Below are 26466 nucleotides of genomic sequence, written 5' to 3' on the forward strand. Positions count from 1 at the left end.
TGGGCCGTTTGGCCTGGGTACTCAGGGGATCATGACATTCAGAACCATCAGCTCCCTCTGGCGCCCAGACAGATGCGCCCCGACCTAAGGAATATTCTATGACCACCACTCAGAAGTCCGACAAGGACCGCGTCTTCATTTTCGACACCACTTTGCGCGACGGCGAGCAGTGCCCCGGCGCCACTATGACTTTTGAAGAGAAGCTGGAAATCGCCGAGATGCTCGACGATATGGGCGTCGACATTATCGAGGCCGGTTTCCCGATCTCGTCGGAAGGTGATTTCGAGGCGGTGCACGAGATTGCCAAGCGCTCGAAGAACTCGGTCATCGCTGGTCTCGGCCGTGTCAATCCGAAGGATATCGACCGCTGCGCCGAAGCGGTGAAGCCGGCGGGCGATCGTGCGCGCGTGCATATGGTCATCGCAACCTCGCCGCTGCATATGCGCGTCAAGCTGAACATGACCCCGGAGCAGGTGATCGACGCCTCCGTGGCCGGCGTCACCCGCGCCCGCAACATGGTCAACAATGTCGAATGGTCGGCGGAAGACGCCACCCGCAGCGACATCGACTTCCTGTGCCGCATCACCGAGGCCGTCATCAAGGCCGGCGCCACCACGGTGAACATTCCCGACACAGTCGGTTACACCACGCCGGAAGAATACACCCGCATCATCCGCACCCTGCGCGAGCGCGTGCCGAATTCCGATCAGGCGATCTTCTCCGTCCATTGCCACAACGATCTCGGCATGGCGGTGGCCAATACGCTGGCCGGTATCGACGGCGGCGCGCGTCAGGTCGAGTGCACCATTAACGGCATCGGCGAGCGCGCGGGCAATGCGGCGCTCGAAGAAGTCGTGATGGCGATCAATGTGCGCAACGACAAATTCCCGTACTGGAACAGGATCGACCCGACCATGCTGACGCGGGCGTCGAAGGTGGTCTCGGCGGCGACCTCGTTCCCGGTGCAGTACAACAAGGCGATCGTCGGCCGCAATGCCTTCGCCCATGAGAGCGGCATCCATCAGGACGGCGTGCTGAAGGACGCCTCGACCTATGAGATCATGACGCCGGCCTCGGTCGGCCTCAAGCAGTCGTCGATCGTGCTGGGCAAGCATTCCGGCCGCCATGCCTTCATCCATCGTCTGGAAGAGCTGGGCTATAAGCTGGGCAAGAACCAGATCGAGGACGCCTTCATTCGCATGAAGGCCTTGGCGGATCGCAAGAAGGATATCTATGACGAGGATATCGAAGCGCTGGTCGATCAGGAGATCGTGCAGGCTCATGACCGCATCAAGTTGACCTCGCTGACTGTGATCGCCGGCACCCACGGTCCGCAGCGCGCCACCATGAAGCTGAATGTCGACGGCGTGACCAAGATCGAGGAAGCCGAGGGCAATGGCCCGGTGGATGCGGTGTTCAACTGCATCAAGGCGCTGGTGCCGCATGAGGCCAAGCTGGAGCTGTATCAGGTCCACGCCGTGACCGAAGGCACCGACGCGCAGGCGGAAGTATCGGTGCGGCTGGCTCATGAAGGCCGTTCGATGACCTCGCGCGCCGCCGATCCGGATACCCTTGTGGCCTCGGCCAAGGCCTATCTCGGGGCGTTGAACAAGATCGTCATGAAGCGTGAACGCGACATGCCGGCGCCGGTTGCTGCCGCGAGCTGATCGCTTCCCAAAACCTATACGCGCAATGAAACGCGGCGTCGCAAGACGCCGCGTTTTTGCATTGCAGTAAAGCTTTTACTGCAACCCCTGCGAAGGGAGCGATGGCGCTTGATTGCCGATGACGCTAAAGCTCCTGTGGCATCCAAGCGCAGCGACTTCTTAAAACAGCTCCGCACCGCCAACAGGGAGAACATCATGCGCAAGTTTATTTTGGCCGCAGCGTCGATCGCAGCGCTCGCGCTGGCCGGTCCGGCCTCCGCCCAATCGCCCATCGTCATCAAATTCAGCCATGTCGTCGCACCGAACACGCCGAAGGGGCAGGGCGCGGAGAAGTTCAAGGAACTCGCCGAGAAATACACCAATGGCAAGGTGAAGGTTGAGGTCTATCCGAACTCGCAGCTCTACAAAGACAAGGAAGAGGTCGAGGCGCTGCAGCTCGGCGCCGTACAGATGCTGGCGCCGTCGCTCGCCAAGTTCGGCCCGCTCGGCGTCAAGGAATTCGAGGTGTTCGACCTGCCTTACATCCTGCCGGACAAGGCGGCGCTGACCCGCATCACCACCGGGCCGATCGGCAAGGGCCTGCTGGCGAAGCTCGAGCCCAAGGGCATCAAGGGTCTCGCTTACTGGGACAACGGCTTCAAGATCATGACCTCGAACAAGCCGATGCATAAGGTCGCCGACTTCCAGGGCATGAAGCTGCGCATCCAGTCGTCAAAGGTGCTGGAAGCCCAGATGCGCGCGCTCGGCGCCATTCCGCAGGTGTTGGCCTTCTCGGAAGTCTATCAGGCGATGCAGACCGGCGTCGTCGACGGCAACGAGAACACGCCGTCCAACGTCTATACGCAGAAGATGCATGAAGTGCAGAAGCACATAACACTCTCGAACCACGGCTATATCGGCTACGCCGTGATCGTGAACAAGAAGTTCTGGGACGGTCTGCCGGCCGACGTGAAGCCGCAGGTCGAGAAGGCGATGGATGATGCCACAGCCTATGCCAACGGCCTGTCGCAGACGGAAAACGACGACGCCATCGTCGCGATGAAGAAGGCCGGTACCACCACCTTCTACGAGCTGAAGCCGGAAGAGCGCGCCGAATGGATGAAGGCGCTGGAGCCGGTGACCGCTGACATGGCGTCGCGCGTCGGCAAGGATCTGATCGCGGCGTTCCAGAAAGAAGCCAACGCAAAGACCAATTGAGCACGGACGCACTCTCAACGTCGTCATGCCCGGCCTTGTGCCGGGCATCCACGTCTTGAAGCGTGCGGGGCAGACGTGGATGGCCGGGACAAGCCCGGCCATGACGGAATGTGGGGAAGGGGACAAATCTCGTGCGGTTCTTGTTACGCATCCTCGATCGTCTCGAGGAAACGCTGATCGCGACGCTGATCGGCGCCGCGACGGTGGTGATCTTTGTCGCCGTGGCGCATCGCTACACCACCGATTTCGTGGTGTCGTATCGCAACCTGCCCGGCGCGATGGCGGCCTATAAATTTCTCGCCAGCATCCATTTGTCCTGGGCGCAGGAACTGTGCATCTACATGTTCGTGTGGATGGCGAAGTTCGGCGCGGCTTACGGCGTGCGCACCGGCATCCATGTCGGCGTCGACGTACTGGTGCTGCAACTGCCGCCGAAATGGCGCAAGGGCACCATCCTGTTCGGGCTTCTGTGCGGCGCGCTGTTCACCGGCATCATCGGCACCATGGGCGCGAGTTTCGTGATGGGTCTGTCGCAGACCGACCAGACATCGCCCGATCTCGAACTGCCGAGTTGGATCGTCTATCTCTGCATTCCGCTTGGCTCCTATCTGATGTGCTTCCGTTTCCTGCAGGTCGCCTACAGCTATTTCCGTTTTGACGATCTGCCGCATCATGATCACAGCCATGTGGAGGGTATCGAGGTCGACACGGCGGTTGGTCCGACGCCGGAGGGCGCCCGATGACCACGCTGTTCATTTTTGCGCTGCTCATTGCGCTGATGCTCACCGGCATGCCGATCTCGATCGCGCTCGGCCTGACGGTGCTGACCTTCCTGTTCTTCCTGACCCAGGTGCCGATCGAGGCGGTGGCGCTGAAACTGTTTACCGGCATTGAGAATTTCGAGATCATGGCGATCCCGTTCTTCATCCTCGCGGGCAATTTCCTGACCCATGGCGGCGTCGCCAGACGCATGATCAATTTCGCGACCTCGATGGTCGGGCATTGGTATGGCGGTCTCGGTCTCGCCGGCGTGATGGCCTGCGCGCTGTTCGCGGCGATCTCCGGCTCGTCACCGGCGACAGTGATTGCGATCGGCTCGATCCTGCTGCCCGCCATGGTCGCGCAGGGCTTTCCGAAGCGGTTCGGCGCCGGCGTCATCACGACGTCGGGCGCACTCGGCATCTTGATCCCGCCGTCAATCGTGATGGTGATCTATGCGGTGGCGACCGGCGGCAGCGTCGCGCTCGGGCCCGATGGCGCACGCGTCACCTCGGCGTCCGTCGGCCAGTTGTTCATCGCCGGCGTCATTCCCGGGCTGATGCTGGCGACGCTGCTCGGCGCCACCACGGTGTATCGCGCCTGGAAGTTCGATTATCCGCGGCTGCCGCGGGCATCATGGGGCGAGCGCTTCAAGGCGTTCCGCGAGTGTATCTGGGGCCTGCTGCTGATCTTCCTCGTGCTCGGCGGCATCTATCGCGGGTGGTTCACGCCGACGGAAGCCGCGGCGGTCAGCGCCGTCTATGCCTTCATCATCGCGGTATTCGTCTACAAGGACATGGGCCTGAAAGACGTGCCGCGGGTGCTGCTCGGCTCAGCCAGCATGAGCGCGATGATCCTCTACATCATTACCAATGCGGTGCTGTTCTCGTTCCTGATGACATCGGAGCAGATTCCACAGCAGCTCACCGCCTGGATCGTCGACATGGGCGTCAACTGGTGGACGTTCCTGATCTTCGTCAACATCCTGCTGCTGGTAGCCGGCAATGTAATGGAGGCGTCGTCCATCGTGCTGATCACCGCGCCGATCCTGTTTCCGATCGCGGTCAAGCTAGGCGTGCATCCGGTGCATTTGGGCATCCTGATGGTGGTCAATATGGAGGTCGGCATGTGCCATCCTCCAGTGGGCCTCAATCTCTATGTCGCGTCGGGCATCGCCAAGATGGGCATCACGGAACTCACCATCGCGGTGTGGCCGTGGTTGCTGACCATGCTGATGTTCCTCGTTGCGGTGACCTTCATCCCGGAGATCTCGCTGTGGCTGCCGCGCGTTCTCGGGATGCTGTGACGAAAAATTCTGAAGTGTGTTCCATCGTGAATACATATTCAGAAAACGAACACATCCAGAAAACACATGGCCAAAGCGTAAGTTGAAGGTCCGGCAGCGCAGGATCATCTTCAGGTAACTTTCCAAAGGAGGTTGCCATGAAGAAGATCTTGCTCGCCGGTGCCGCTGTTGCCGTGATCGCCGGTTCTACCGCGGTCTATGCGCAGCATCGTCCATGGATGCATCATCACGTCCGGATGAATCCGGAAGACCGCGCTGCGTTCGCCGATGCGCGCATCGCTGCCGTGAAGGCCGGGCTCAAGCTGACGCCGGACCAGGAGAAGATGTGGCCGGCGGTGGAGAGCGCAGTGCGCGATTTCGCCAAGCTGCGCATCGACCGCGCCAATGCGCGGATGGAAGAGCGCAAGAACCGCGACGACGACGCGAAGCGGACCGACACGCCGGACAATCCGGTCGCCCGCCTGCAGCAGCGCGCCGGGGACATGGCCACCACGGCCGCCGCGCTGAAGAAGATCGCCGATGCCGCCGACCCGCTCTACAAGACCCTCGATGATGGCCAGAAGCGCCGACTGGCGGTGCTGACCCATATGGACCGCCGCTTCGGCGGCGGGGAGGGCGGCTGGCGTCATCGCGGCCCGCGGCCGGGCTATGAGCGCGGCAGCTTCGAAGGCGAGGGATTCGGCCCTCCCGGCTTCGATAGCCCGCGTTTCGGCGATGACGACGATCGCGGTCCCGGCGGCCCCGGCGCCAGATTCGAGCGCAACCCCGCGCCGGGCGCCGAGCGGCTCTGATCCGCAGCGGTTTTCCACGGTCGCAACAATGAAGAAGCCGCTGAAATCCAGCGGCTTTTCCGCATTTTCGCGATTGCGAAAAACGGTGCAATTTTTGTGACAGCGTCGCTGGACATCCCGGGATCGCTTTGCTAAACGACGCCGTCCCCACGGGGATATCCGGATCTGGATCCGGGCGCATAGCTCAGTTGGTAGAGCAGGTGACTCTTAATCACCGGGTCCTAGGTTCGAGCCCTAGTGCGCCCACCAAAAATCTCAACAAATCAATCTGTTAGAATTTCGGTGGAGCCGAAAAAGTGTTGCACGTGCGACACCTTCGTTGATGGCACGTGTCGCACCGCCGGTTGATTTTGCCATTTTCGGTATTGCTATCAGAGAGATACGGCATGGTTTGTTAGTAGCAAACCGATGAGTGCTGATTAGCGGCTTGGCTCAACCGAATAGCTGTGCAGCCACCCTAGTCCATCGTTGCCAAATTCAGTTCGCGGACTGATTGTGCCGCAATGAAATCTAACCCTCCGCGACGTGCCGGTGAAACTGCTGCTTATTTTGGCTTTTGCGGTGCTGATCGGCATCGCATTCGGTGCCGGCGTTTAGCCTCCTTCGCGCTTTGCTGCGACTCCAAGAGATTCAATTACAGACTTCGTAGTTTCCTGCATATCCGTTGCGAGTCTGCACTAGCTTGCATCCCTTGCCGATCGGGCGGCAGCCGCCATTGCCGCATATGATTTGTCCGGAAGGCGCAGCGGGCGCGGCTGACTGAGTTGCGGGAGGTGCCCGCTTCGCCGGCAGTTTCTTGACTTCGATCTTCTCGCAAGTGTTGTCGTCGCCGACTTCATAACCGGTGCGACAGGTTACTTTTGTGCAGCGATCACCGTCGGCCTTGTACCCGTGCTCGCAGATCAAGGGGCAGATGCGGCCGGTTTTACTTTTGATCAGATCAAGGGCGTCTAGGCTCGCGAGTTTCACATCTAGCGCGGTGCCAGCGTGCTTGTTGAAGAGACCGAGTGAGCGTTGCGCAGCCCCATTCCACTCACTTGTTACAGCTCCGTTATTACAGCCAACTCTGCGGAGTTCGGCTTGTACCTGGCGCGGGACATCATTCGCATCTCCGGAAGACCTTGGCGAAGTTTCGGCCTTGGAGTCCGGTGCGATACTAGCGACTGGCCCGGTCGGCCTATCAGTGTCTAACGTCGGAGCGGTAGCTCGGCGTCCGTCCGCCTCACGTTTCTTGTCAGGCGCGTTCGTACCATCGACGGCGTTTTTCTTGTCCGCCGCGAGACGCGCTTCTTCCGCCTTTGTTGCGGCAGCGATTTTGATACGTTCGGCTTCCCCTAGCTTGGCATCTTCTGCCGCCTTTTTCTTTTCCGCCGCATTACGCGCCTCTTCCACTGCCTTCGCAACGGCGGCAGCCTTAGCACGCTCCGCTTCGATCAGCTTGGCATCCTCCGCCGCCTTCTTCCTCTCTGCGGCGATCCGGACCTCGTCGGCAGCCTTCGCGGCTTTCGCGGCCTTCGCTTGTTCCGCCGCGCGCGCGCCTTCTGCCGCAAGTCTAGCTTTCTCCTCGTCGGCGATGCGTGATCGCTCTGCTGCGGCGCTTCGCGCCTCCTCGGCGACCAGCTTCGCGCGTTGTGCCTTTGCGAGTTCGGTGTATAGCCCTCTCGGGTGATCAATTATAAACGCATCCCAAACCGCCTGCGTGCCGATCGTCACTGCTGCGTCATAGTCGCGCCGGGCATCAGCATTTACGGACGGGAGCGATGGAGGAGGCGTGAGAGCGGCCGCAGCCGGTGCTTGAACCGTGCCCGACGGCACTAGCGACACGTCGTTGCCGCCAAGGGACCCATAGACATATGGCTCCTGCTTGTTGTCGGTGGCCTTCATCACGTCGTCACGAACGAATCCGAAGGCTTTACGCAGGTCGAGGCCGGGTTTCGCAAGATGATCTACGAGCGCGGTCGCGAATGGGCTGTTGCGGCTGGTGCCATCTGAAGCAGTCGAGCCTGCTTTGGCGGCGAATGCGATCATCGTATTAGGGGTGGTGGGCTCGACCTTTGCCAGGCCTCGGCCAACGGCGCGAGAGCCCAACGTCCGCTTCATGGTCTTAGCAAATGGATTGTCACGACAGGCATCGAGGATCACCAATCGCAGCTGTTTGGCAGGCTCGACCGAAACAAGAATGCGGTCAAGCGAGAATGCTTCGTCGTAGATATCCGTGTCCTGCTCAAGAGTCGCATCGATCGGAATGATATAATTGACACCATCTACCTCGATCCCGTGTCCTGCGTAGTAGACTACTGCGACATCTGCGTCACGCGCCTTAGCCGTGAAATCGCGCAGTACTTTACGGGTGTCAGCTACGGAAAGGTCGCGGCGCGAATCGACCGTATCGAATCCGGCCTTTCTTAAGACCGTTTCGAGGGCGGCAGCGTCGTTTGTCGGATTCGCCAGTCTCCCCACGTGCATGTAGGCGGAATTTCCTACTATCAGTGCGACACGTTTTTCCGCCGCCGCCGATGTGACGAGCGTGCAATAGAGGCAGAGCGCAATCAGAAGGCGTGCTAAAATCACTATGAAAATCCCGCAAAATATATGCGACATTGCTACAGAAGCTGCTTCTTGGATAGTAAATGTTCGCCTCGACGTTGCCCGCAGCCGATCAAGGCGATTGCATCGCTGCAGTTTTACCGACCGCCATCTCCTTACGCGCAGAGTAAGACTCGAAGGCTCTCCCGAATAGCAACGCCCGACCCGAGTTTGGTAACTGGGATTCAAGGTGGTAAGCGAATGCTGCTGTCAGGCCGCCCTTACTCGGCGAACATGTTGGCGAGGAGAAAATGCGCCGTCGCGCTAGATTGATTCAAGAGCTGACACAAGCCGCGGGACTATTGATCTGCGTTGGCGCAGGTTTGGCCGGCTCGCTGTACACAGGGCTCAGAAGCGTTGTGGGTTCTAGAGCCCCACTGCATATAGAACCGCATTAGGCTAGGTGGCGCTTCGAGATGGGGATACTCGCTCGTGGCCCGTGCATTATTCCACAATAGTCGGAGGGCGAATGTTTGGTTGACGCACGCAAAAACCCTTGCAGACGTGCCAATTTTGCCGACCGCGAAGGCGTAGAATATTCGGTTGCTGGCCGGCGACCGGACTCTTAGCGGCCTTTAACGCAAGCCTGTATCTGGGGCCGCATCTGCTCGCCAATTCTCTTGACGCATTCGTTCATACCCCCTGATGCGCCGGCGCCGCGGCACATGCTGGAAATATAAGGCCCAATCACCTTCTTGCGGCACTCTTGCAGAGTGGCAGCCGAGGCGGTGGCCGTAAACATCACTAATGTCATCGCGCTTAGAACAATGCTCTTCATGTTCAAACCCCGATCCAATATCATTCGATGCAATAGTAGCACTTTGACGAGGGCGGCTCGCTTATGCAAGTCCACTAGAATGCGGCTCCATTTTTGGTACGCATCGGGCTCCATGGCTATTTGCCCCGGTGCGAAGCGGCCAGGAATTGGAACAATCGTTGGGAAGAGTCGGTCGTGACGTCCTGCCTGAATTTGTAGGAAACAAAGTTCCCGCGATAATCCGTCTTGCTACGGCCATCGAGTTGACGGCAGTCCCAACAGTGACCGGTGTCAGGGTAGACATGCCAATCCACGGCTGAGCCGGCCAACCTGGCTTCCTGCAGTTTCTCGATACATTCGCTGGCGGGAGTTTCGTTGTCGGAGGCCCCCAAGAGAACGAGTACCGGCTGCTTCATGTCATCGCTGACGATGTCAAAGACCGGCGCATTTGGGCGCGTAACGCGGAAGCACCCGGGATAAAAAACCGCGACGGACGCGAATGGGCGGCCGCCTAACGCATCAGCATACCTTGCGCTGGAGACGATAAGGCCGACCATCGCTCCCCATGAGAACCCGACGAATGATAGACGGTTTGGGTCTACGAACGGATATCGGCGGAGATGGTCCGCCGCCTGGAATGCGTCCTTTGCTCCGCGAAATAAATTGACGCCATTTCGCGGACCGAAGCACAACGTGTCGATCTGTCGGGGCGTCAGGCTGTCGATCAGGAGAACGACATAGCCAAGGCTGACAGCTTCGCGCGACCATTGGACGATCGCTGGATTTACGCCTACGCATTGATGGACCATTACCAGTGCGGGAAAAGGGCCCTCACCCTCTGGCTTCAGAAACGCAGCTTGAGGGAAAGTCAGTCTTGTCGGCTCGGCCTGCTGCGGAAACGCGAGGTCCTTGGCGAAAGACGCGGCACGGCTGGCATTGTCCATAGGAAGCGCCCGCAACGGCGGAAGAAACTCTTCCGCGATTCCGGTGCCGGCGAACGACCCAACGATCCCTGCGATAAACGTCAGTGCGACGTAAGATACTCTGCAAGTATACGCCATCTCATCTCCGCGTTTTATTACAATAAACCGGGTTCCACCCGAAACTGGTTGCAACGCGCTTGTCGATCAAATTGGTTTGCGGCTAGGATCACGTCATATTTTGATAAGTTATTTTGGAGCCGTGGTCATGCAAGCGGTGTTTTCCAAGCGATTGATAATTCGGTATGTGGCCTGTCGCGCATTGGTGATGATCGTCGCCTTTACGGCAGCCGCGCTATGGTCGCCACCGGTCACTGCACTTACGCAGGAAGCTGCGATTGAGCAGTGCCGGATGTCGGTGGGAAAGCCAATTGTGATGTCGTGCATGCGCGGTGGCGGCGGCAGCCTGGAAGCGTGCCGGGCAAAAGCGACGCCTGCAGTGCGCTCTTGCGTGATGTCGAAACTTAACGCCGCAAATGGGCGCGCCAACGTGGCAGTCGCCGTCCCCACCGATGTCACGCCGAAGATTGCGTCGGAAACGGCATTGCCGGTCGGCTTTGTCGCACCGCCGCGCTCAATTTCCGATATTACGGCGATCCTCGATACCGAAAAGCCCGACGAGAAGAAAATCGGGCAACTGAAGGCAGATGCGGATGTAAAGGTTCCTGCCGGAGCTTCGCGCGTCGCTCTTGCGCAATTCTATCTTGACCGCGCGGGCGCGCGAACCCAGCTCGGGCGCCTGGCAGATTCCATCTCCGATCTTGAAAAAGGAATCGAGGCGGGGCGTGGGGCTGCTCCGCCCGGACTGATGGCGCGCCTGGTTCAACTGGTGGCTGTCCAATACGGCAGCGCGGGCGATCCGAAGAAGGCGCTCGAAACATATCAACGGCTATTGCGTGACACCGCTAATACGCCGGGGGCGAAAGGGTTCGTGCATACAGCTAATCGCTCGATTGCCACTTCGCTGATCCAGATGGGCGATATCGTTCAGGCAGAAGGCTACATGCGCCGCAGCCGCCCTGCGATCGAGGAGGCGCGAACGAGTGGCCATCCTTCAATGCGCGCAGCATATGCGCGTTACGGCCAAAATTGGGAGGCGGAGATCGAGCTCGGCAATGCTGCCATTTTCGAGGCACGTGGACAGTTTAAGGAGGCTGAGGCTTCGCTTCGCATTGCGGAAGCCCGCAAGCGCGCAGGCATGAAGGGCCTTCTCAGTGGCGAGAATCCGCCGACGGAGTCGGCAGTGCTTCAATCCATCGATTTTATCACTCTCAGTCTTGCAAGGACGAAGGCCCGGCAGGGCCGCCTTGCGGAGGCCGAATCCGATGCACGTCGCGCGCTGTTGTCCCGGTTGAAGGACCAAGGCAAATATCATTACGCGACACCGCGTTTCATTGCAGGTCTTGCCGGCATTCTGGTCGAACAGGGGCGCCATGCCGACGCCGAAAAGTTGCTGCGCGTGGCACTCGATATCGGCAAGACAACGGGCGTTCCAGATGAAGCGCCGCAAACCGTGCAGATGCTTTCACAGCTTGGCGGCGTCCTTAACCTGCAGCGTAAGAGCCGTGATGCCGTCGCAGTTTATGCCCAGATCGACAGAGCAATCGCCAATTGGGAGCCGATGCGGCGTCAGGTATTCGAACTGAACGGCTCGCGTATCGCATCGCTCTATGCTTCAGGCCAGACCGAGGCGGGCATTTCCGCAGCCGACCAGCTGGTCAAGAAGCAGACGGCGCGCGTGGGTGAGGGCCACTTCGACACAGCTTCGGCGCGCGGAACTCTTGCGATCGGCTTGATGCGAGCAGGACGCGATGAAGACGCTGTCCGCGAATTCAAGGCTGCGATCCCGGTCCTGGTGGCGTCGGCGCGTGAAAATGCCGATGATGACGACACGACTATTGTTGCCGCCAGGAATCAACGCTTCCAGGCGATTGTCGAAGCCTATTTCAGAATGTTGTCGAGGCAGAAGAGTCCGGCGGTAGATATCGGGGCCGAGACATTCAGTCTTGCGGACGCTGTCCGCGGCAGCTCGGTGCAGCAGGCGTTGGCGGCTTCAAGTGCGCGCAGTTCGGTCAAGGATCCCGCGCTGGCTGAATTGGTGCGCAAGGAGCAGGATCTGTCAAAGCAGATCAACGCCCAGTTGGGTACGCTGAATAATGTGTTGTCCCTGTCATCGGCTGAGCGAGACGAAAAGGGCGTGCAGACGTTGAATGCATCCATTGCCAATTTACGCAGCGAGCGGGTCAAGGCGCGACAGGAGATCAATCGGCGGTTTCCGTCCTATGCCGATCTGGTTGCGCCAAGAGCACCGTCCGTAGATGAGATTCGCGATACGCTGGCGCCTGACGAGGCGATGCTGTCGTTTTATTTCGGCCAGGACGCAAGCTTCGTCTGGGCGGTCCCCAAGACGGGCGCGATCGCCTTCGCATCAATTGGGTCCAATGCGGCGGAAGTCCAGACCAAAGTGACGAAGTTGCGCGAAGCGCTCGAGCCGCCGGCCGCGATGATCTCGGATATTCCGGCTTTCGATGTGGCGCTGGGATATGATCTGTATTCGTCGCTCCTCAAGCCCGTCGAAGCAGGCTGGAAGCCGGCCAGGAAACTGGTCGTCGTCACCAACGGAGCGCTGGGCCTACTGCCGCTATCTCTATTGCCCACGCAGCCATCGGCAATCAAGAAGGATGAAGACGTTTTGTTTACAGGCTACAGGGACGTCCCCTGGCTTGCGCGCACTCATGCGGTCACGATGGTCCCCTCCGCGGCCGCGCTGCGAACCTTGCGGCGGCTGCCGCCGGGAAAGTCTGACCGCGGAGAGATGATCGCGTTCGGAGATCCGTACTTTAACACCGAGCAGCAGGCCGAAGCCGAGCAGATCGAGGCAAAGATCCGCGTGGCCGATGCCGCAGATGTCAACGCCATGCGAGGAGTACCGCTGAAGCGCCGCAACAGCCCGAAGCTCGAAGGTGTGGACAGCGCTGAGCTCGGCATGCTGCCGCGGCTTCCGGACACGGCGGACGAGTTGCGCTCGATCGCTCTGGCACTGCAGGCCGATCCATCCAAGGTTCTGAACCTCGGCAAAGGAGCGACGGAAAAAGCCGTCAAGTCGGTCAATCTGTCAGGCTTCAAGATCATTGCGTTCGCAACACACGGCCTCGTCCCCGGTGAATTAAACGGGCTGACCCAGCCAGCGCTTGCGTTGTCCTCGCCGACGGTGACTGGCGAAGAGGGTGACGGCCTACTGACCATGGAAGAGATCCTCGGTCTCAAGCTGGATGCGGACTGGGTCATCCTCTCGGCCTGTAACACGGGCGCAGGTGCGGGCGCCGGCGCCGAGGCCGCATCGGGCCTTGGCCGCGCGTTCTTTTACGCGGGCACACGCGCTCTGTTGGTAACCAACTGGTCGGTGCATTCACAGTCCGCACGAGAGTTGATGACAGATCTGTTTAAGCGGCAGGCCGACGATCCAAAACTCGCACGAGGGGAAGCCCAGCGGCAGGCCATGATGGCTTTGGCTGACGGACCCGGCTATCTGAACGCCGATGGGAAGACCGAGTTCGCTTACGCACATCCGTTATTCTGGGCGCCCTACTCGATCATAGGCGATGGTGGCACCAGATGAGTTTATAGATCGCCTTGGGGGAATGATGGGACATCGTATCGGAATTTGCTTTGCTCTTGCTTGCCTGTTTGTGCTGTATCAATCCGTGCCGTCGCGGGCCGCGGGGGTGCTGATCACGCAGGAAGAGGCCTCCTTGCCACCTCCGAAAGGAGCGGTAGGCGTCGATCGGCGCGGTGTCACGCGTGGGCCGAAGATCGAGCTCCTCTCCGGTACCGATAACATCCAATCGCCGACGCACTTTCAGCTAAAGTTCTTGTCATTTGGCGGAGCGACTATCGATGTGACCTCTGTTAAGGTCATTTACCTGCGCACGCCGAATGTGGATTTGACGGAGCGCCTGCGGGCATTCGTTCAACCGGCGGGGATCGACATGCCGGATGCGTCGCTCCCGCCTGGCGAGCACATGCTGCGCGTCGATCTCAAGGACTCGGATGGCCGCGCCGGCAGCACGAGCTTTGTCTTGAAGGTTGCGCGCTGACGCGATGGCAATCATTTGTCCGTACTGTTTTCGCGAGAACGACGACCTTGTATTGGTCTGTGGCTCGTGTTCGAGAGATATCGCCGTTCCCGAAGCACTAGCCATAGAGCGCCGGGACTTGATCACCAAGCGTGATGCCGCGTTGGCTGAACTTTCCCGGATCAGAGCCGAGATTGCCTCCATCCGTCCAAAACGGAAGGGCTGAGATAGCCATGGAATGCCCGTTTTGTATGGAGACAATTAGGGATGAGGCCATCGCGTGCAAGAGTTGCTCGCGCGATCTGCGTTTCGTCCGGCCGATCCTGCTTGAGGTGCAGGACCTTGTCAGCGAAATCGATAAACTCACTCATGCGCTGGATCGGGCCGAAGTCGCGCTTGCGCGCCGGACCAATCCGCTGCGCTACTATCTAACTCACTTTTCCGTCTACGTGCTGTTGCCGGCCGTGTTGCTGATCGCTGCCCATATCATCGTGACCATCGTCCTCAACGTTGCGCCGCTCTATCTGCGTCTTGCGTCGATCGTGATCCCGCTGCTGTTCGGCATTGCTTCGATGCCCTTCAATAAGCTCGAGCCACTCGGCGCTTGGCTGGTGGGTCTGGCCACGGCCATCCTAAGCGTAGGGTGCATGCTAGTCGTTACCGGGATCAACGACAGCGTGCCGATTGTACCCGCTTCGGTCGTGGAGTGGCGTGAGGTGGGAGAATATGTGGCCAGTATCGGCTTGGCATTCTTGTCTGGCAACGTTCTCGGCATGGTCATTTTCCGGATTTTGCCAAGCACACTGGCTCAAGGCGGCAAACCCAATGCCGTTGCGTTTAAGGCGGCTCGGCTGCTCGGAGAGCATGTTGGTGAGGAGCAGATGAGACGTCGTGCAAGGTTGATTCAGGAGCTCGCGCAGACGGTGGGACCGCTGATCGGGGCGGGTGCCGGCGTGGCCGGGTCGCTTTATACTGGACTAAAGGGCGTGATCGGATCCTAACGTAAGCAGCACCCCTGTGTTTCTTGCCGTTGGCAGCCTTGCGCTAATTTCCCGCGCCGGTCTTGATGCTCCATAACACCCGATCCCCGAAAATCACCGTGGCCTCGCCCGTTCGATCTGGCGCGAATTGGCTAACGGGCGCTCCATCCGACAGCCGGCGCGGCGTGCGGTAACGTCCGAATGAACTGGGCTTGGTGGATAGTACTCCGATGCCCGGGCTCGTCCCAGGCAGCTCTTTGCGAATCCTTCTTTAAGACTTTAAGCGCATGCTATTTAAAGGCGGATCAGTAATGCGTACCGCCAGCTGGTAGACGAAACGACAGACCCGCCGGAGCGACCCGGCGGGTTTTCTTTGGAGGCGGCAGTGGCATCAGCAATCGAGCTTATTGTCAGCGCATACGTCCAGGTTGGTGATCGGGCCGCGCTGGTCGGTCTGCTAGATCATCGAAAGGGCATCGCGAAAGACCTGCGAAGCCGGACCGGATTCGATTTTCGAGTGCCGTTAGATGCTGTCGAGACTGAAATCGAGGTCATAGAGGCGGGCGTGGCCACATTCGATAACTCGCCGTCCTAGAGCGTCTGCGATAAGTACCAGCGACTACATCGAGTGGCTTTTCGCTCAATAGTCGAGATCCGATAGAAACGTCGTATTTACGATCTCTAGCTTCTCTGACTGCCAATGCTCGAACATAGCAGCACGTCGGGTTTCATAAACTGTTTGCGAGGTATTCGAAACACTGTGCGCCAGTGTGCTCTATTCCGAAGTACTCAACGTGAACCGCAAAGCTCTCTTCGCGATCTTGGCGATCCGCGATGTCCGCATAATAGACTGTTTGGTCATAAGCTCCTAAGACCCAGCACAACTGATGATGGGATGGAACAGTTGTCGTCGCGGCGAGCGAAGGTGTCGTAGCAAAGCAGAGCAGTAGAGCCGCAGCGCTCTGCCGTTGTTGCCAAACTCTCATACGTTTGTCATCTCACCGGGCTTGGCGTAAAGACGGCGTCTGCGCCTTTACGAGATTGGCGGCTTCTCGTTGAGCGTGACCAGTCGGGGATAGCGTCGATGCGACGACGAGTGCAAGGATAGCGGCCGCCGTATAGAGCGCAACTACGGATACGGCCCACTTGCGGTGCGTACGACGGTCCTCTGGCGAGAGATTTTGTAGAAAGCGCTTCATGGAATTCCTCCACGGCTCGCCATGGTTATAGCGAGCGTTTGGAGCGACCACTGTGACCGACGTCACATCATTTGTTGTTATTTTGTAGCCTCGCGAGACGAGTTCGGCGGTCGTCCGAAGCCGCCCGGGCGGCTTTCGGTTCAGCCAACCGTCGCGCCTTGGGAACCTTCGCTGCTGGAGCAGGTTGAGCAAGGGATAATCCTGACAATCTGTAGACCAATGTAAGGTGCTTCGACACGAGCGCCGGCTAGAAAGGCGTTTCGTGTTTTCACCAGTTCGCTGTGCAGCCGCGTTTTCACCGGCCGATGTGGAGCAGGTGCTCCACCCGCTTGAGACCCGCTGGGACAAACATATCGCGGCTGATCTCATTTCGGAGATGGAGCCATACTTGGGCAGGTCGGGAGCTTGCCGGAGTTGCGCACCGCACTTGCTATCAAAGGCTATAGCGGGCTTCAAAGCCGAATAGAAAGCTCGGTTAGCCAATTGTCTGGGACTGCAGCGGTGCGTGCGATGGCACACGCGATGAGAGGATTTGCTCTGGCTAATCCGGGCCTGGCTGCGGCGTCGTTTCGCAGCTTAGATGTAACCACTTCAGAATGGGAGGTCTCCGGTAAAGCACTCGCGAGAACAGTCGTCGAGGTCTTTACTTCCTGTGGGATCCATGGCGATAAAGCAATCAGCGGTGCGCTCATACTGCGAAGTCTGGCTTGAGGCTTCGTCGTAAATGAAATGTCGTCGCCGAACCATTCGCTGGATTTCCAACGCAGCTTCTCAGTAGCCGTCGAAATGTTTATAGCCGGACTGGGCGAGTTGCGGCTCGATAGAAGCTTTGCAACGGAAGATCGGATAGCACTCCAGATGCGGGCTTAATCCATCGCGTCGTCGCGCAACCCTTTGCGTTTAAACGCAATGACTTTCCCGACGGACGCTTCGAATAAGCGCCGTTAGAACAGGACTCGGAAGGCCTAAGATGCGCGCCAGCGTGCTAGAGACTAACGTCACTCATCTTGTGGTCAGGATCGAGGAGAAGCTCGAGTGCGTCTATAAAGGCCTCTACGCTTACGATAGGAGACGATTTAAAAGAAAGCAAAACGCTTTCGCCTGAGCTTCGCTCAATGAACGAAGGCGGTGCGTCCCGACTTCTGCATAATCGTCTTCAATCCGATCCCAGACTATCCAATTGTTAACAGGGTCGGGAAACGCTTCAAATCGCTGATCGATCTCTTCCAATTCGCGCCTCTTGTAAGGGTGCTTATGGTCTTGATCGTCAAAGAAATTGGCAGCAGTTTGGTCTAATGCGGATTGTCCACAGCGGCGGAGGCGCGTCATCCTCCCGCTTTGTACAAGGAAATGCGGTACCGCCTGAATCGCGACGATACTCCGTCAGAAGCAAGCGGAGGGACTTAAGAGCGTCCACTAGCCTTTCGAGCAGGTAAACCGTCTTTGTCTACTGTGCGTGCAAGCTGTGATTTGCAATCGGGGCATTCAAACCGTTGCACTTCATAACCCGACCATTTCGGGTGAGGGCCTCTGCGGTAAATCCGCATCGATCCGCTGCAGCCGCGGCAATCAATGATATCACCAATGCCATACGAATACATATTCGGCGTCAACCTCCCGCTCTCGGTTCCTCGCCAGCCGAGTGGAAGACCGGCAAAGCGCAACGCGCTGAAACTGAATAGATCAATCATTGCCCGTTCACTAGAGCTATTCTAACTCCCAGCAGGTGTATGCGCATGACGCCGCAGTCGAATGTCATAGCGGGGCCGGATGATCAGCGGGGCGCTGAGGGCATATTGGAAGCAGCGCCTTAAGGACGATCTCGCATCAGGATTGGACGACCTTAAGCAAGGGCGTGATCGAGCGGCATAGCCCTAGCCGCACGAGATATCGTTGATCGTTCTGGTTTGCTGATCATACGTTACGTTCATCCGCATCCAATCCATGTCGGAGAGCCGAGCGCAAGTTGAACAGGCGAGTCGCCATATCGCATTTGTTGGCCTCTCCGGAAGCGCGTCGACCCTTTGCCCAATGAAGCTTTGAAATTCTGAGGCACGGCACTGGTCGCCGAAATAATACTTTCGCGAGCCATCCTTTGATTCCGCGACCCAGATACCGGGTTGCCGCGGATGGTTCCGAACTGTCGAGTGTTCTGGCGCCCAGTAGATAGACGGTGGCGGCGGATCGGCAGCCATCACGACATTCGGTGTCGCGTCTGCTGATTTAGCAGCTCGAGCCTTCTCAGCTGTCGTGTAGTTAGTCAGCCCCGGCATGACGCAAATTGTCGCGACGAGGACGCGGCATGAATAAGGGATCTCCATAACGAACCTTTGCGAGCATTTGCCACGTGGTAGATTCGCAACGCGGCATCAGAGCAAGGCTTTGCCGCCCGATTGATCTTATCGTCAGATCCGAGTGCCACGGTTATACGCCTCAATTAGCTGGTTGTAGTCGCGCAGCAGACGGGCCGGGGACCCTTCGACCATCCAAGCGCTGCCCGGGCTCATCATCATTTTCTGGCCGGAAGTATATGGCACCTTGTCACGAATCCGGCGCATCAATTGTTTCGCGGTAACCAGGACGGACTTGGCGTTGCTGGCAAACATTGAGCCAATCTTCTCGCCGCCGGTGGTAGAGACCTCCTCCAGCGCCTTCACATTCGCTTCATAGTCGCTCACTGCTTTGGTGATCGCCTCAATGTCGGGCTTGTCGGTATCCTGCAGGCGGACCACACGCTTGGCGTCGATCATGATCGCTTCTACATAGTAACGGGTCTTCTTGCCTTCCTTGGCCTCGATAGCAACCAGTTCCTCGGCCTTACGTCTGTCATTGATAGCCTCTACGTTGGCGCGCAGCTTCTTGTCGGCGTCAGCGAACGCATCCCATGCCGTGATGAGACGGGGATGAAGCGCGCGGCCTTTAGCCATCTTGTCGTCCTTGTAATTCTCCTGAGTGTAATAGTCGTCCGCCTCTTTGAGCAGCGGGCCGAGCGCCGTCACAGCACTGACATAGGCGAACGCCGCAGCCTCCAAGGCACTATCGCGCGGCTCCAGCGTATTGGCCGCTGCGACGTTCTTTGCGCAATCAGCAGTGTCATAGATGGTATAAGTCCCGTAGATGATACGCTCTTTGCCGGTCGGCCCAGACTTCGGCGCCCAGCTGAAATAGCGCGACTGCGAGTCATAGGCGCGCGCCGAGAGCCGATTGATGCAACCGACATAGGCGTTGAGCTTTTCGGTCGCAGGAGAAATTTGCGCCGATGCGCGCTCGGTGCCGGCTGGTGTCATGACAAGTGTCGCCGCAGCAATGGCGAATGCGCGAAAAGAAATCATCAACCGGGTCTCCAGCGCCTTGAGGCGATATGCTTCGTGATCGCGCCGACCATAGTGGAGACGCCTAATTGCAGCCAGCACTCGCCACGCATGCCGCTATGAGCCGTCAAAGGCATTGATTTGGCGCCTCCCCATCAGCTAGCTACCGGCAGTCGACCGGTTGAGCAACTACTCGACCGGTTCCCGGCGGTCGACCCGCTTTTGAGGCACTTTCGATCAAATTTGATAGTGTTCCTCGGCTACGAGGTACCCCCAAGTCGCAACGGCCGGGACCTATTGGAAAGTTTGAGCGAGATGAATGGGGTCATCGTCAAGACTACGCTCCAACTGATCACGCCCGGAATATTGTTCGTCTTCGGGGTTGCTTTCGTCTGCGCGTGGCTCGTGGAGAAAAAGCGTAACTACCTGATTTTGCTGGCCGGCGCGTGCGTCCTGTTTGCTCTCGGCGCGATGTCGCAGATCCTGAGTTTGCCTCCCAGCGCGGGCGTCAATGCCATTGTGTCGGGCGCGCTCTACACGTCGGCGGTGATCGCCGCCATGGAGGGCATCCTGGTGCGTTCGGGAAGGGGGCTAGGTCCGGTCATCGATATGGCGATCCTTGCCGGCTTCGTTTGTCTGCTCGCCTACTTCTTCTATGTCGATCGTAATCTCATCGCCCGGGTCTACATCCAGAATTTCGGCTACGGCCTCCTGATGCTGCTCGCAGCGGGGCGGCTCACCGCGTTGGCGCGCGGGCCGTATGTCGATCGGGCTCTGTTCTGGGTGCTGTTGCTGTTCGGATTGCATTTTTTTCCCCGCACCCTGCTCACGGTCGGATTTTCCGCGCCGATCGACAAGATCACGTTCGGCAATTCGATGTTCTGGCAGGCACTCCAGCTTTCGCTCGCCGTGCTCGGCGCTGGCCTGGCGCTGGCCATCCTCGCCGCGGCGGTGTCCGACATGATCGACGATCTCCGCCGCGAACGCGATCTCGATCTGTTGACCGGCATCCTGAACCGGCGCGGCTTTCAAGAACGGATATCCGCCCATCTGCGCAAACACGGGTCGAGCCGTGCTACGCTCGTCTTGTGCGACATCGACAACTTCAAGAGCATCAACGACACCCTCGGTCATGACGTCGGAGACGATGTCCTGGGGGAGGTGGGACACATGCTGCGCAACGCGTCGCGCAAACGCGACATCGTCGGGCGGCTGGGCGGCGAGGAATTTGCGGTGTTCCTTCCAGATACCGACGAACAGGAAGCGATTGATTATGCTGAACGGTTGAGGACAGCCATCGAGCAGAACAGCTTTGCCGTCTTGGGGGGAGCGAGGCAGGTCACTGCGAGCTTCGGCGTGGGGACGCTGCAGCCGGGAGATAGCTGGCCGAGCCTGTACAAACGGATTGATGGTCGACTTTACGAAGCGAAGCGGACCGGCCGAAACCGCACCATTTCGTCAGCGTCACCGAGCGCTGTGATCGATGCACGCGCTCGCGCAGAACGTTTGCGATTGGACCGGGCAACGTCAGGATTGGCTCGCACCGGAATTCGAACTAGGATCAGAGGGAGGCCACGCAGTTTTCGGCATGCCTGCCAAGGATCCAGCTAGGCACGATCCGCTCCGAATCGCATAAGTTTCATTATGGAGAGAGCCCGCAGGTAAAGAGAGCTCGCTCGAGCCTTAGCTGCCGTCGCCGCAGCAGAGATGCGTTTTGCCGCTGCGGTTTGCGGAATCAGCGTACAGATTCGGTAGCTCAGAACCGCCAAATCAGCGTCTATCGACGCGCCAAGATACAGGCGTGGCCGCTGTTGAGGCAAAGCCGCTATCCAGGCGTATCGTTCTCAATCTTAGCGTGGTCCAGATCATGTTAGATGAGGTAGCGCTTCGAACTCTCTATGCGTGCATCCAAATCTCGTGTGCGGCAGCGACGATCTGCACAGAAATTGGTCTTGAAGACTGAAGTAGTCTAGGGCGATCTATGCGCGCACGTCCTTGGAGGGCCAGCGGCCAACCACCCGCCGTCTCGCCATCCACGTTGCGCAAGCGCAGTCGGTGTCCAAACCGGCTGCGTTTTTATTAGAGTTAAGCTCATGCAAGCCCGTCGACAAACTTTCGGACAAATTGACGGTGGCTGTCATGTTACTAGTGGCGACTACCGGTGTTTCGCTCAACGTCACGGGCGTGTTCGCCGGCAGGCCGAGAATGTTTCGCACGAAGTTGATGCGGTCGCGGTTGCATCGGGAGAGGCCCTTCGCTGTGGGGCCACGTGACAGGAGCAGTCTACAATTTGGGTGATCAGGTTCGCACGTCTGAGGCGAGAATAGTCAAGCGAAAGCGTCCGGGGGAAGCCGCCGTCAATTCGACTTGGTGGCCCGCGCTCTAGTCGTTCTCGCGATGCGAAGGGGAAGCAGAGGATCCATTCTCAGGCGACCAAATCGCTTGATACGTGTTTCGCGCGCGGCCTTCGGATTGAGGATGGCTCGCGTCATATTCGGCTGCGATAAGATGGCCGTAGGACCATTCAAGCACCCGTGAAACATTGAGCTTCCACGATGACCAGTTTGGCGAGCGCATGTCGCGTTCCATCGGTTGGTGGTTGAAGCATCCAACGAGTGCAAGCAAAAGATATGCCACTACTTCTTGGTGCTGCTCTCAGTGCCATTATAGAGAAGTACTTTCCTTCGTGTATTTACCCACTGCTGGCCGCGAAAGGCACCAGCGTTCTTCGGAATTGCGTGCGCGCCGTACAGTGCAAGCGCTGACTTTGCGCAGCGGTCACGGCGTGCGCCGCACAGGGGCCTGCGACCGCTTAACGGCTCATTTGGATCTCCTTCACGACCACGTCACCATTGATCACGACGGGCTCGTCGTCGAGCAACAACGAGCAATTACGCATCGGAATGTCCAGGTGGCAGGCGGTGTCGTTGGGGCCGCCCAGCTCGCTATTCGGGCCTGTCGAGAACATGACGTTGCCATAGAAGCTGCGCGGCTCCATTCCCATTCCGCCGGGAAATTCGCCCGGCACGAAGTTGTGCCACCTGGCTTGCGGGTTCATACCCCAGCCGACGTGGCTCATGCCGAAACCCCGTTTGTCGTTGAACGAGGCCATGTAGGCCTTGACGATTTCGGCCTCTAGCCCGCCACGGATGTCGGTGACCCAGCCCTTCTCGATGGTGTAGGTGATCGGTTCACGAACCATGATGTTCTGCGGAAGCAGGATGTCGCCGGTCGCGACTACAATCTGGCCATCGACCCCGTCATCGTCTCCGCCGGTGAAGACGAAGCCCGAGGGCCAATGATCCCAACGGCCGGGCGTGTCGTTGCAGGCGTATTCCGCTATCGTATCGTAAGTATTTAGCTTGTAGGTCACGTCGGTGCCGCTAGGCGACGTGATGCGCATCATCTTCGCCTTGTCGAGAAGGCCAGCGGCAATTTCGACCTTCTCGCGCAATTCCGGGTAGGGGAGCATTCGGGCAAGCAACGCAGGCGGCTCGACTGCGGTGAGGATGCGAGTGCCAGCGGCTTGGATCGCAAACTGCTCGGGCGAGAACAGCAGGAAAATGCAGTCGATCAGCATGTCGCAATTCTTCAGCGCATCGACCGCATCGGGCAGGGCGGCCAGGCCGGTCACGCCGACGTTCCAGCCCGCGGTCGGCATCGGCGCAGGCAGTCGCATGTGATACATCTTGGCGCCGAGGCGCTGGCCTGCTGCCATGAACGCATCGGCGTATGCCAAGCGCTCACTGCCTTGGGTCAGGACCACCAGACGCTCGCCATCCCGCACCCCGGACATCTTAAGCTGATGCAGGCAGATTTCAGTGAAGCTCGTATGATCCATCGCTTCTTCCTCTCGTTTAAATCTGAACTCGGCTTCTTGCAGTCTTCTTTTTATCGACGACAACGGGCTTCGTCGGCTCGCGGCACATGCCGCCGGTGATGAAGGCGACAGTCTCGGCCATCAATCTCGAGCCGTCCCTCGGATCGTACGACTCGGGCACCATGTCTTCCATGCGGTTCGTATCGGACAGTGCGTAAAGGTAAGTGCCGATCATCAGCGTCATCCGCCAGTGGATGTCGAGCCGTGAAAGATGCGGCAACGCATGGTGCAACGCTTCGATATAGAGGTGGGTTGACTCGTCGTAGGCAGTCTTGCGCAACTCGTAAGAAAGGTTGGGCGGTTCGGTATGCAGCCGGGCGTGGAGCCGCAGGAAGGCGGGGCCTTGCTCAGTTGCCCGGAGCTGCAGAACCGGCTGCAGGAATGCCTCGACGATGGCGACGACGTCCTTTGCCTTCCCTTCGGCTTGCAACGCTGCCAGGCTCTCGATCCGAGCATCTGCGATCAGCGTTGCACGTCGAAGGAATGTCTCGCTAAAGAGGTCGAACTTCGAGCCGAAGTAATAAGTGATCAGTGCTTGCGTCACTCCCGCGAGTACAGAAATCTCCCGCAGCGTGGTGCCCGCATATCCTTGATTGGCGAACACGACCTCGGCGGCATCCATGATGCCCTCACGCATCGTGCCCTTGCCGCCTTCGGGCCGCCCGGGACGTTTGATCGGTGGCTCAGCTGACAAGACGCCGCGCCGGCCGGACACGCGGCTCATGCTGACCTCATCGGGGATGCGATGACGTGGCAGCAATTCGAGCACAGAGGCGCACAAAATCGGTGCAGCCGATGTGGCGAAGACAGAAAAGATCGCATTGCGGACCCCTGAAGCGTCGATGCCGATGCCGTTTCCCACCGTTTCACGAGATGGCACGAGGATTGCTACCAGAAATTATATAGCTGGCCAACCAAACAATTATATGGCCGGCTAATTAAAGAAACCAGCCGCGGCCAATCTTTAGGAGCAACAATGTCCGTCACGACCTTATCGGCCCAGCGGCCGATCACCGCGCAGGATGGCTGTCAAGATCCGGTCTTGCTCAACGATTGGCACGTCGTCGGATATGCGACCGATTTCGTGGCCGGAAAAATTCATCCTGTTCGCTTGCTCGAGCGCGACTTGATCGTCTGGCGCACCGAAAACGGCGACATCCATGTTTGGGAGGATCTGTGCATTCACCGCGGCGCACGGCTGTCGAGGGGCTGGATCAAGAGCGATCGTGTCGTTTGTCCCTATCACGGCTGGGAATATGACGGCAGCGGGCGCTGCACGCTGATGCCCGCCGCCCCCGATGAAACGCCGATGAAGAAGGCGCGTGCTTTCCCCTATCAGGCGGTTGAGCGCTACGGCTTCGTGTGGGTCTGCCTTGGCGAGCCCACAGCGGATATCCCCGTTTTTCCGGAGTGGGAGGATGCCAGTTTCCTCAAGGTCCACAGCGGGCCATACACCTATGCCGCGAACGGCTTTCGCTCGATCGAAAACTTCATCGACGCCAGCCATTTTCCGTTCGTCCACGCGGGATTGAACGGTGACATGTCCAACCCCGACCGGCTCGACCCCTATGAAGTAGACGAGGACGAAATCGGACTTCGCTCGTCGGAAATAAAGGTGTTTCAGCCGTGGGGCGATGCCCGCGGCGTGCCGCTGATGGCATTTTACACCTATCATACGTTCCGTCCCTTGGTGGCTTACTTCTCCAAGCGAACGCAGCAGGCGGATGCCTCAGGCAATATCGTCTCGAACAACTCCGATCTTTTCACGACGTTCTTCGTCGCTCAGCCGGTCGATGAGAAGACCACCATCGCGCGTGTTTGCGCTGCCCTGAACGTTCAGCCGCATCCCGACCCGAAGGTGGTGCGCGACCGGGCGGACGTTGTCTTCAATCAGGATCGGGAGATCGTTGAGTCGCAACGGCCCGAGCGCATCCCTACCGAACTTCGCTACGAACTGCATCACCGCACGGATCTGATGGGCCAGCGTTATCGCACCTGGCTACGCGCCAAGGGCATCACCTATGGCGTCATCTGACCTCGGTTTGAGGTTGCGGCTGGTCGAAGTGCGGTATGGAGCGCCGGGGATTAATCTCTACCGGCTCGCTTCGTCCGACGGCGCGACGTTGCCGGCTTTCGAGCCCGGTGCCCATCTCGATCTCGAGGTGGCGCCCGGACTCATGCGGCAATATTCGCTGCTGTGGCCGCAGCCAACGCCCGACTGCTACGAGATCGCGGTGCAGGAGGCCGTCGATGGACGAGGGGGCTCGCGCGCCTGGCATCGGCAGTCGGTCGCAGGCGAGATCTATCAGTGTTCGATCCCGCGCAATCATTTCCCGCTCGGTACGAACCCCGACACGACACGTTACCTGTTCGCCGGCGGTATCGGCATCACGCCCATTGTCTCGATGTATCGCAAGCTTGTCGCCGAGGGGCAGTCGGTGCAGCTGCACTATTGGACGCGCGACCCCGAAGCGACCCTGTTTCATGCCGAGCTTGCAGCCGTCGCTGACGGCAGCGTACGGATCCATCACACCAGCGGACCAGCGCCACGCCTCGCCGAGGTCCTCGCGGATACCCCGATTGAGGCGCCGCTTTATTGCTGCGGCCCGACGCGCATGATCGACGCCTTCGACGAACTGACCGGGCGACGTTTGATCGACCTCGTGCATCGCGAGCGGTTCGCTGCGGCACCAGTGGATACGGGGCCCGCCGGCAGCTTCACCATTCGCCTCTCCCGCTCGGGGCGCAGCCTGGATGTCGGGGCCGAGGAGACTGTACTCAGCGCCTGTGTCGCGGCCGGAATCGATCTTTCCTATTCCTGCGAGGAGGGGGTCTGCGGTGCTTGCGAAGTCCGCGTTCTCTCGGGGCGCGTCGATCATCGCGACCAAGTGATTGCGCCCGCGGCGAGAGCGTCTTCCAGCACGATGATGGCCTGCTGCTCGCGCGGGCTGACCACACTCGAATTGGACCTTTAATT

18 protein-coding genes and 1 tRNA gene are annotated in these 26466 nt (G+C 59.0%); 14 read left to right on the top strand and 5 right to left on the bottom strand.

Annotated elements, in window-relative coordinates; translation table 11 throughout:
• Window positions 1-98 precede the first annotated feature (98 nt).
• The 6 genes from AB8B20_RS30715 to AB8B20_RS30740 all read left to right on the top strand — a co-directional run bounded on the left by AB8B20_RS30715 (window position 99) and on the right by AB8B20_RS30740 (window position 5969).
• Entirely contained in the window at window positions 99-1667 is a 1569-nt protein-coding gene (locus AB8B20_RS30715; protein WP_439070867.1) for a 2-isopropylmalate synthase, read from the top strand.
• Between the two features lie 195 nt (window positions 1668-1862).
• A complete protein-coding gene (locus tag AB8B20_RS30720) occupies window positions 1863-2864 on the top strand; it encodes a TRAP transporter substrate-binding protein (protein WP_309946505.1) in 1002 nt (333 codons plus the stop codon).
• Between the two features lie 131 nt (window positions 2865-2995).
• Complete coding sequence (locus AB8B20_RS30725; protein WP_089267894.1) at window positions 2996-3607, top strand: TRAP transporter small permease; 612 nt, start codon at window positions 2996-2998, stop codon at window positions 3605-3607.
• A complete protein-coding gene (locus AB8B20_RS30730; protein WP_089267895.1) occupies window positions 3604-4929 on the top strand; it encodes a TRAP transporter large permease in 1326 nt (441 codons plus the stop codon). Before AB8B20_RS30725 ends, AB8B20_RS30730 begins: the two co-directional genes overlap by 4 nt.
• 137 nt (window positions 4930-5066) lie before the next feature.
• Window positions 5067-5720 carry a Spy/CpxP family protein refolding chaperone gene (locus AB8B20_RS30735; protein ID WP_439070868.1) on the top strand — a complete coding sequence of 218 codons (654 nt, stop codon included), beginning with the start codon at window positions 5067-5069 and terminating at the stop codon, window positions 5718-5720.
• A 173-nt stretch (window positions 5721-5893) separates the two neighbouring features.
• Window positions 5894-5969, top strand: a tRNA-Lys gene (locus AB8B20_RS30740).
• 381 nt (window positions 5970-6350) lie between these two features.
• Here AB8B20_RS30740 and AB8B20_RS30745 read toward each other — a convergent pair.
• Together AB8B20_RS30745 and AB8B20_RS30750 are read right to left on the bottom strand one after the other, a co-directional pair.
• Window positions 6351-8321, bottom strand: coding sequence for a caspase family protein (locus AB8B20_RS30745; protein ID WP_439070869.1), 1971 nt, complete (start codon window positions 8319-8321; stop codon window positions 6351-6353).
• 879 nt (window positions 8322-9200) lie between these two features.
• A complete protein-coding gene (locus tag AB8B20_RS30750) occupies window positions 9201-10007 on the bottom strand; it encodes a dienelactone hydrolase family protein (RefSeq protein WP_439070870.1) in 807 nt (268 codons plus the stop codon).
• A gap of 244 nt (window positions 10008-10251) precedes the next feature.
• Between AB8B20_RS30750 and AB8B20_RS30755 the strand changes: the two genes are divergently transcribed.
• From AB8B20_RS30755 to AB8B20_RS30775, 5 genes are all read left to right on the top strand, one after another.
• Window positions 10252-13662, top strand: coding sequence for a CHAT domain-containing protein (locus AB8B20_RS30755; protein ID WP_439070871.1), 3411 nt, complete (start codon window positions 10252-10254; stop codon window positions 13660-13662).
• A 25-nt stretch (window positions 13663-13687) separates the two neighbouring features.
• On the top strand, window positions 13688-14140 hold the full coding sequence (locus tag AB8B20_RS30760) for a hypothetical protein (protein ID WP_439090636.1): 453 nt from the start codon (window positions 13688-13690) through the stop codon (window positions 14138-14140).
• A gap of 212 nt (window positions 14141-14352) precedes the next feature.
• On the top strand, window positions 14353-15120 hold the full coding sequence (locus tag AB8B20_RS30765; RefSeq protein ID WP_439070873.1) for a hypothetical protein: 768 nt from the start codon (window positions 14353-14355) through the stop codon (window positions 15118-15120).
• A gap of 364 nt (window positions 15121-15484) precedes the next feature.
• Window positions 15485-15694: a hypothetical protein gene (locus AB8B20_RS30770; protein ID WP_120288123.1), complete on the top strand. Its 210-nt coding sequence runs from the start codon at window positions 15485-15487 to the stop codon at window positions 15692-15694.
• 1126 nt (window positions 15695-16820) lie between these two features.
• Window positions 16821-17009, top strand: coding sequence for a hypothetical protein (locus AB8B20_RS30775; protein WP_439072986.1), 189 nt, complete (start codon window positions 16821-16823; stop codon window positions 17007-17009).
• Between the two features lie 1694 nt (window positions 17010-18703).
• On the opposite strand, the gene AB8B20_RS30780 is transcribed toward AB8B20_RS30775, so the two are convergent.
• Entirely contained in the window at window positions 18704-19630 is a 927-nt protein-coding gene (locus AB8B20_RS30780; RefSeq protein WP_439070874.1) for a YiiG family protein, read from the bottom strand.
• Window positions 19631-19924: 294 nt separating this feature from the next.
• Here AB8B20_RS30780 and AB8B20_RS30785 point away from each other — a divergent pair, with 294 nt between their 5' ends.
• Window positions 19925-21220: a GGDEF domain-containing protein gene (locus AB8B20_RS30785; protein WP_439072987.1), complete on the top strand. Its 1296-nt coding sequence runs from the start codon at window positions 19925-19927 to the stop codon at window positions 21218-21220.
• A 1201-nt stretch (window positions 21221-22421) separates the two neighbouring features.
• Here AB8B20_RS30785 and AB8B20_RS30790 read toward each other — a convergent pair.
• Window positions 22422-23450, bottom strand: coding sequence for a leucyl aminopeptidase (locus AB8B20_RS30790; RefSeq protein WP_439070875.1), 1029 nt, complete (start codon window positions 23448-23450; stop codon window positions 22422-22424).
• Window positions 23451-23466: 16 nt separating this feature from the next.
• Window positions 23467-24369 carry a TetR/AcrR family transcriptional regulator gene (locus tag AB8B20_RS30795; RefSeq protein ID WP_439070876.1) on the bottom strand — a complete coding sequence of 301 codons (903 nt, stop codon included), beginning with the start codon at window positions 24367-24369 and terminating at the stop codon, window positions 23467-23469.
• A gap of 96 nt (window positions 24370-24465) precedes the next feature.
• Here AB8B20_RS30795 and AB8B20_RS30800 point away from each other — a divergent pair, with 96 nt between their 5' ends.
• Window positions 24466-25524: a Rieske 2Fe-2S domain-containing protein gene (locus AB8B20_RS30800; RefSeq protein ID WP_439070877.1), complete on the top strand. Its 1059-nt coding sequence runs from the start codon at window positions 24466-24468 to the stop codon at window positions 25522-25524.
• Window positions 25511-26464: a PDR/VanB family oxidoreductase gene (locus AB8B20_RS30805; RefSeq protein ID WP_439070878.1), complete on the top strand. Its 954-nt coding sequence runs from the start codon at window positions 25511-25513 to the stop codon at window positions 26462-26464. Before AB8B20_RS30800 ends, AB8B20_RS30805 begins: the two co-directional genes overlap by 14 nt.
• The last annotated feature ends 2 nt before the right edge of the window (window positions 26465-26466 follow it).

The sequence above is a fragment of the Tardiphaga sp. 866_E4_N1_4 genome, assembly GCF_052076075.1.
Taxonomy (GTDB): domain Bacteria; phylum Pseudomonadota; class Alphaproteobacteria; order Rhizobiales; family Xanthobacteraceae; genus Tardiphaga; species Tardiphaga robiniae.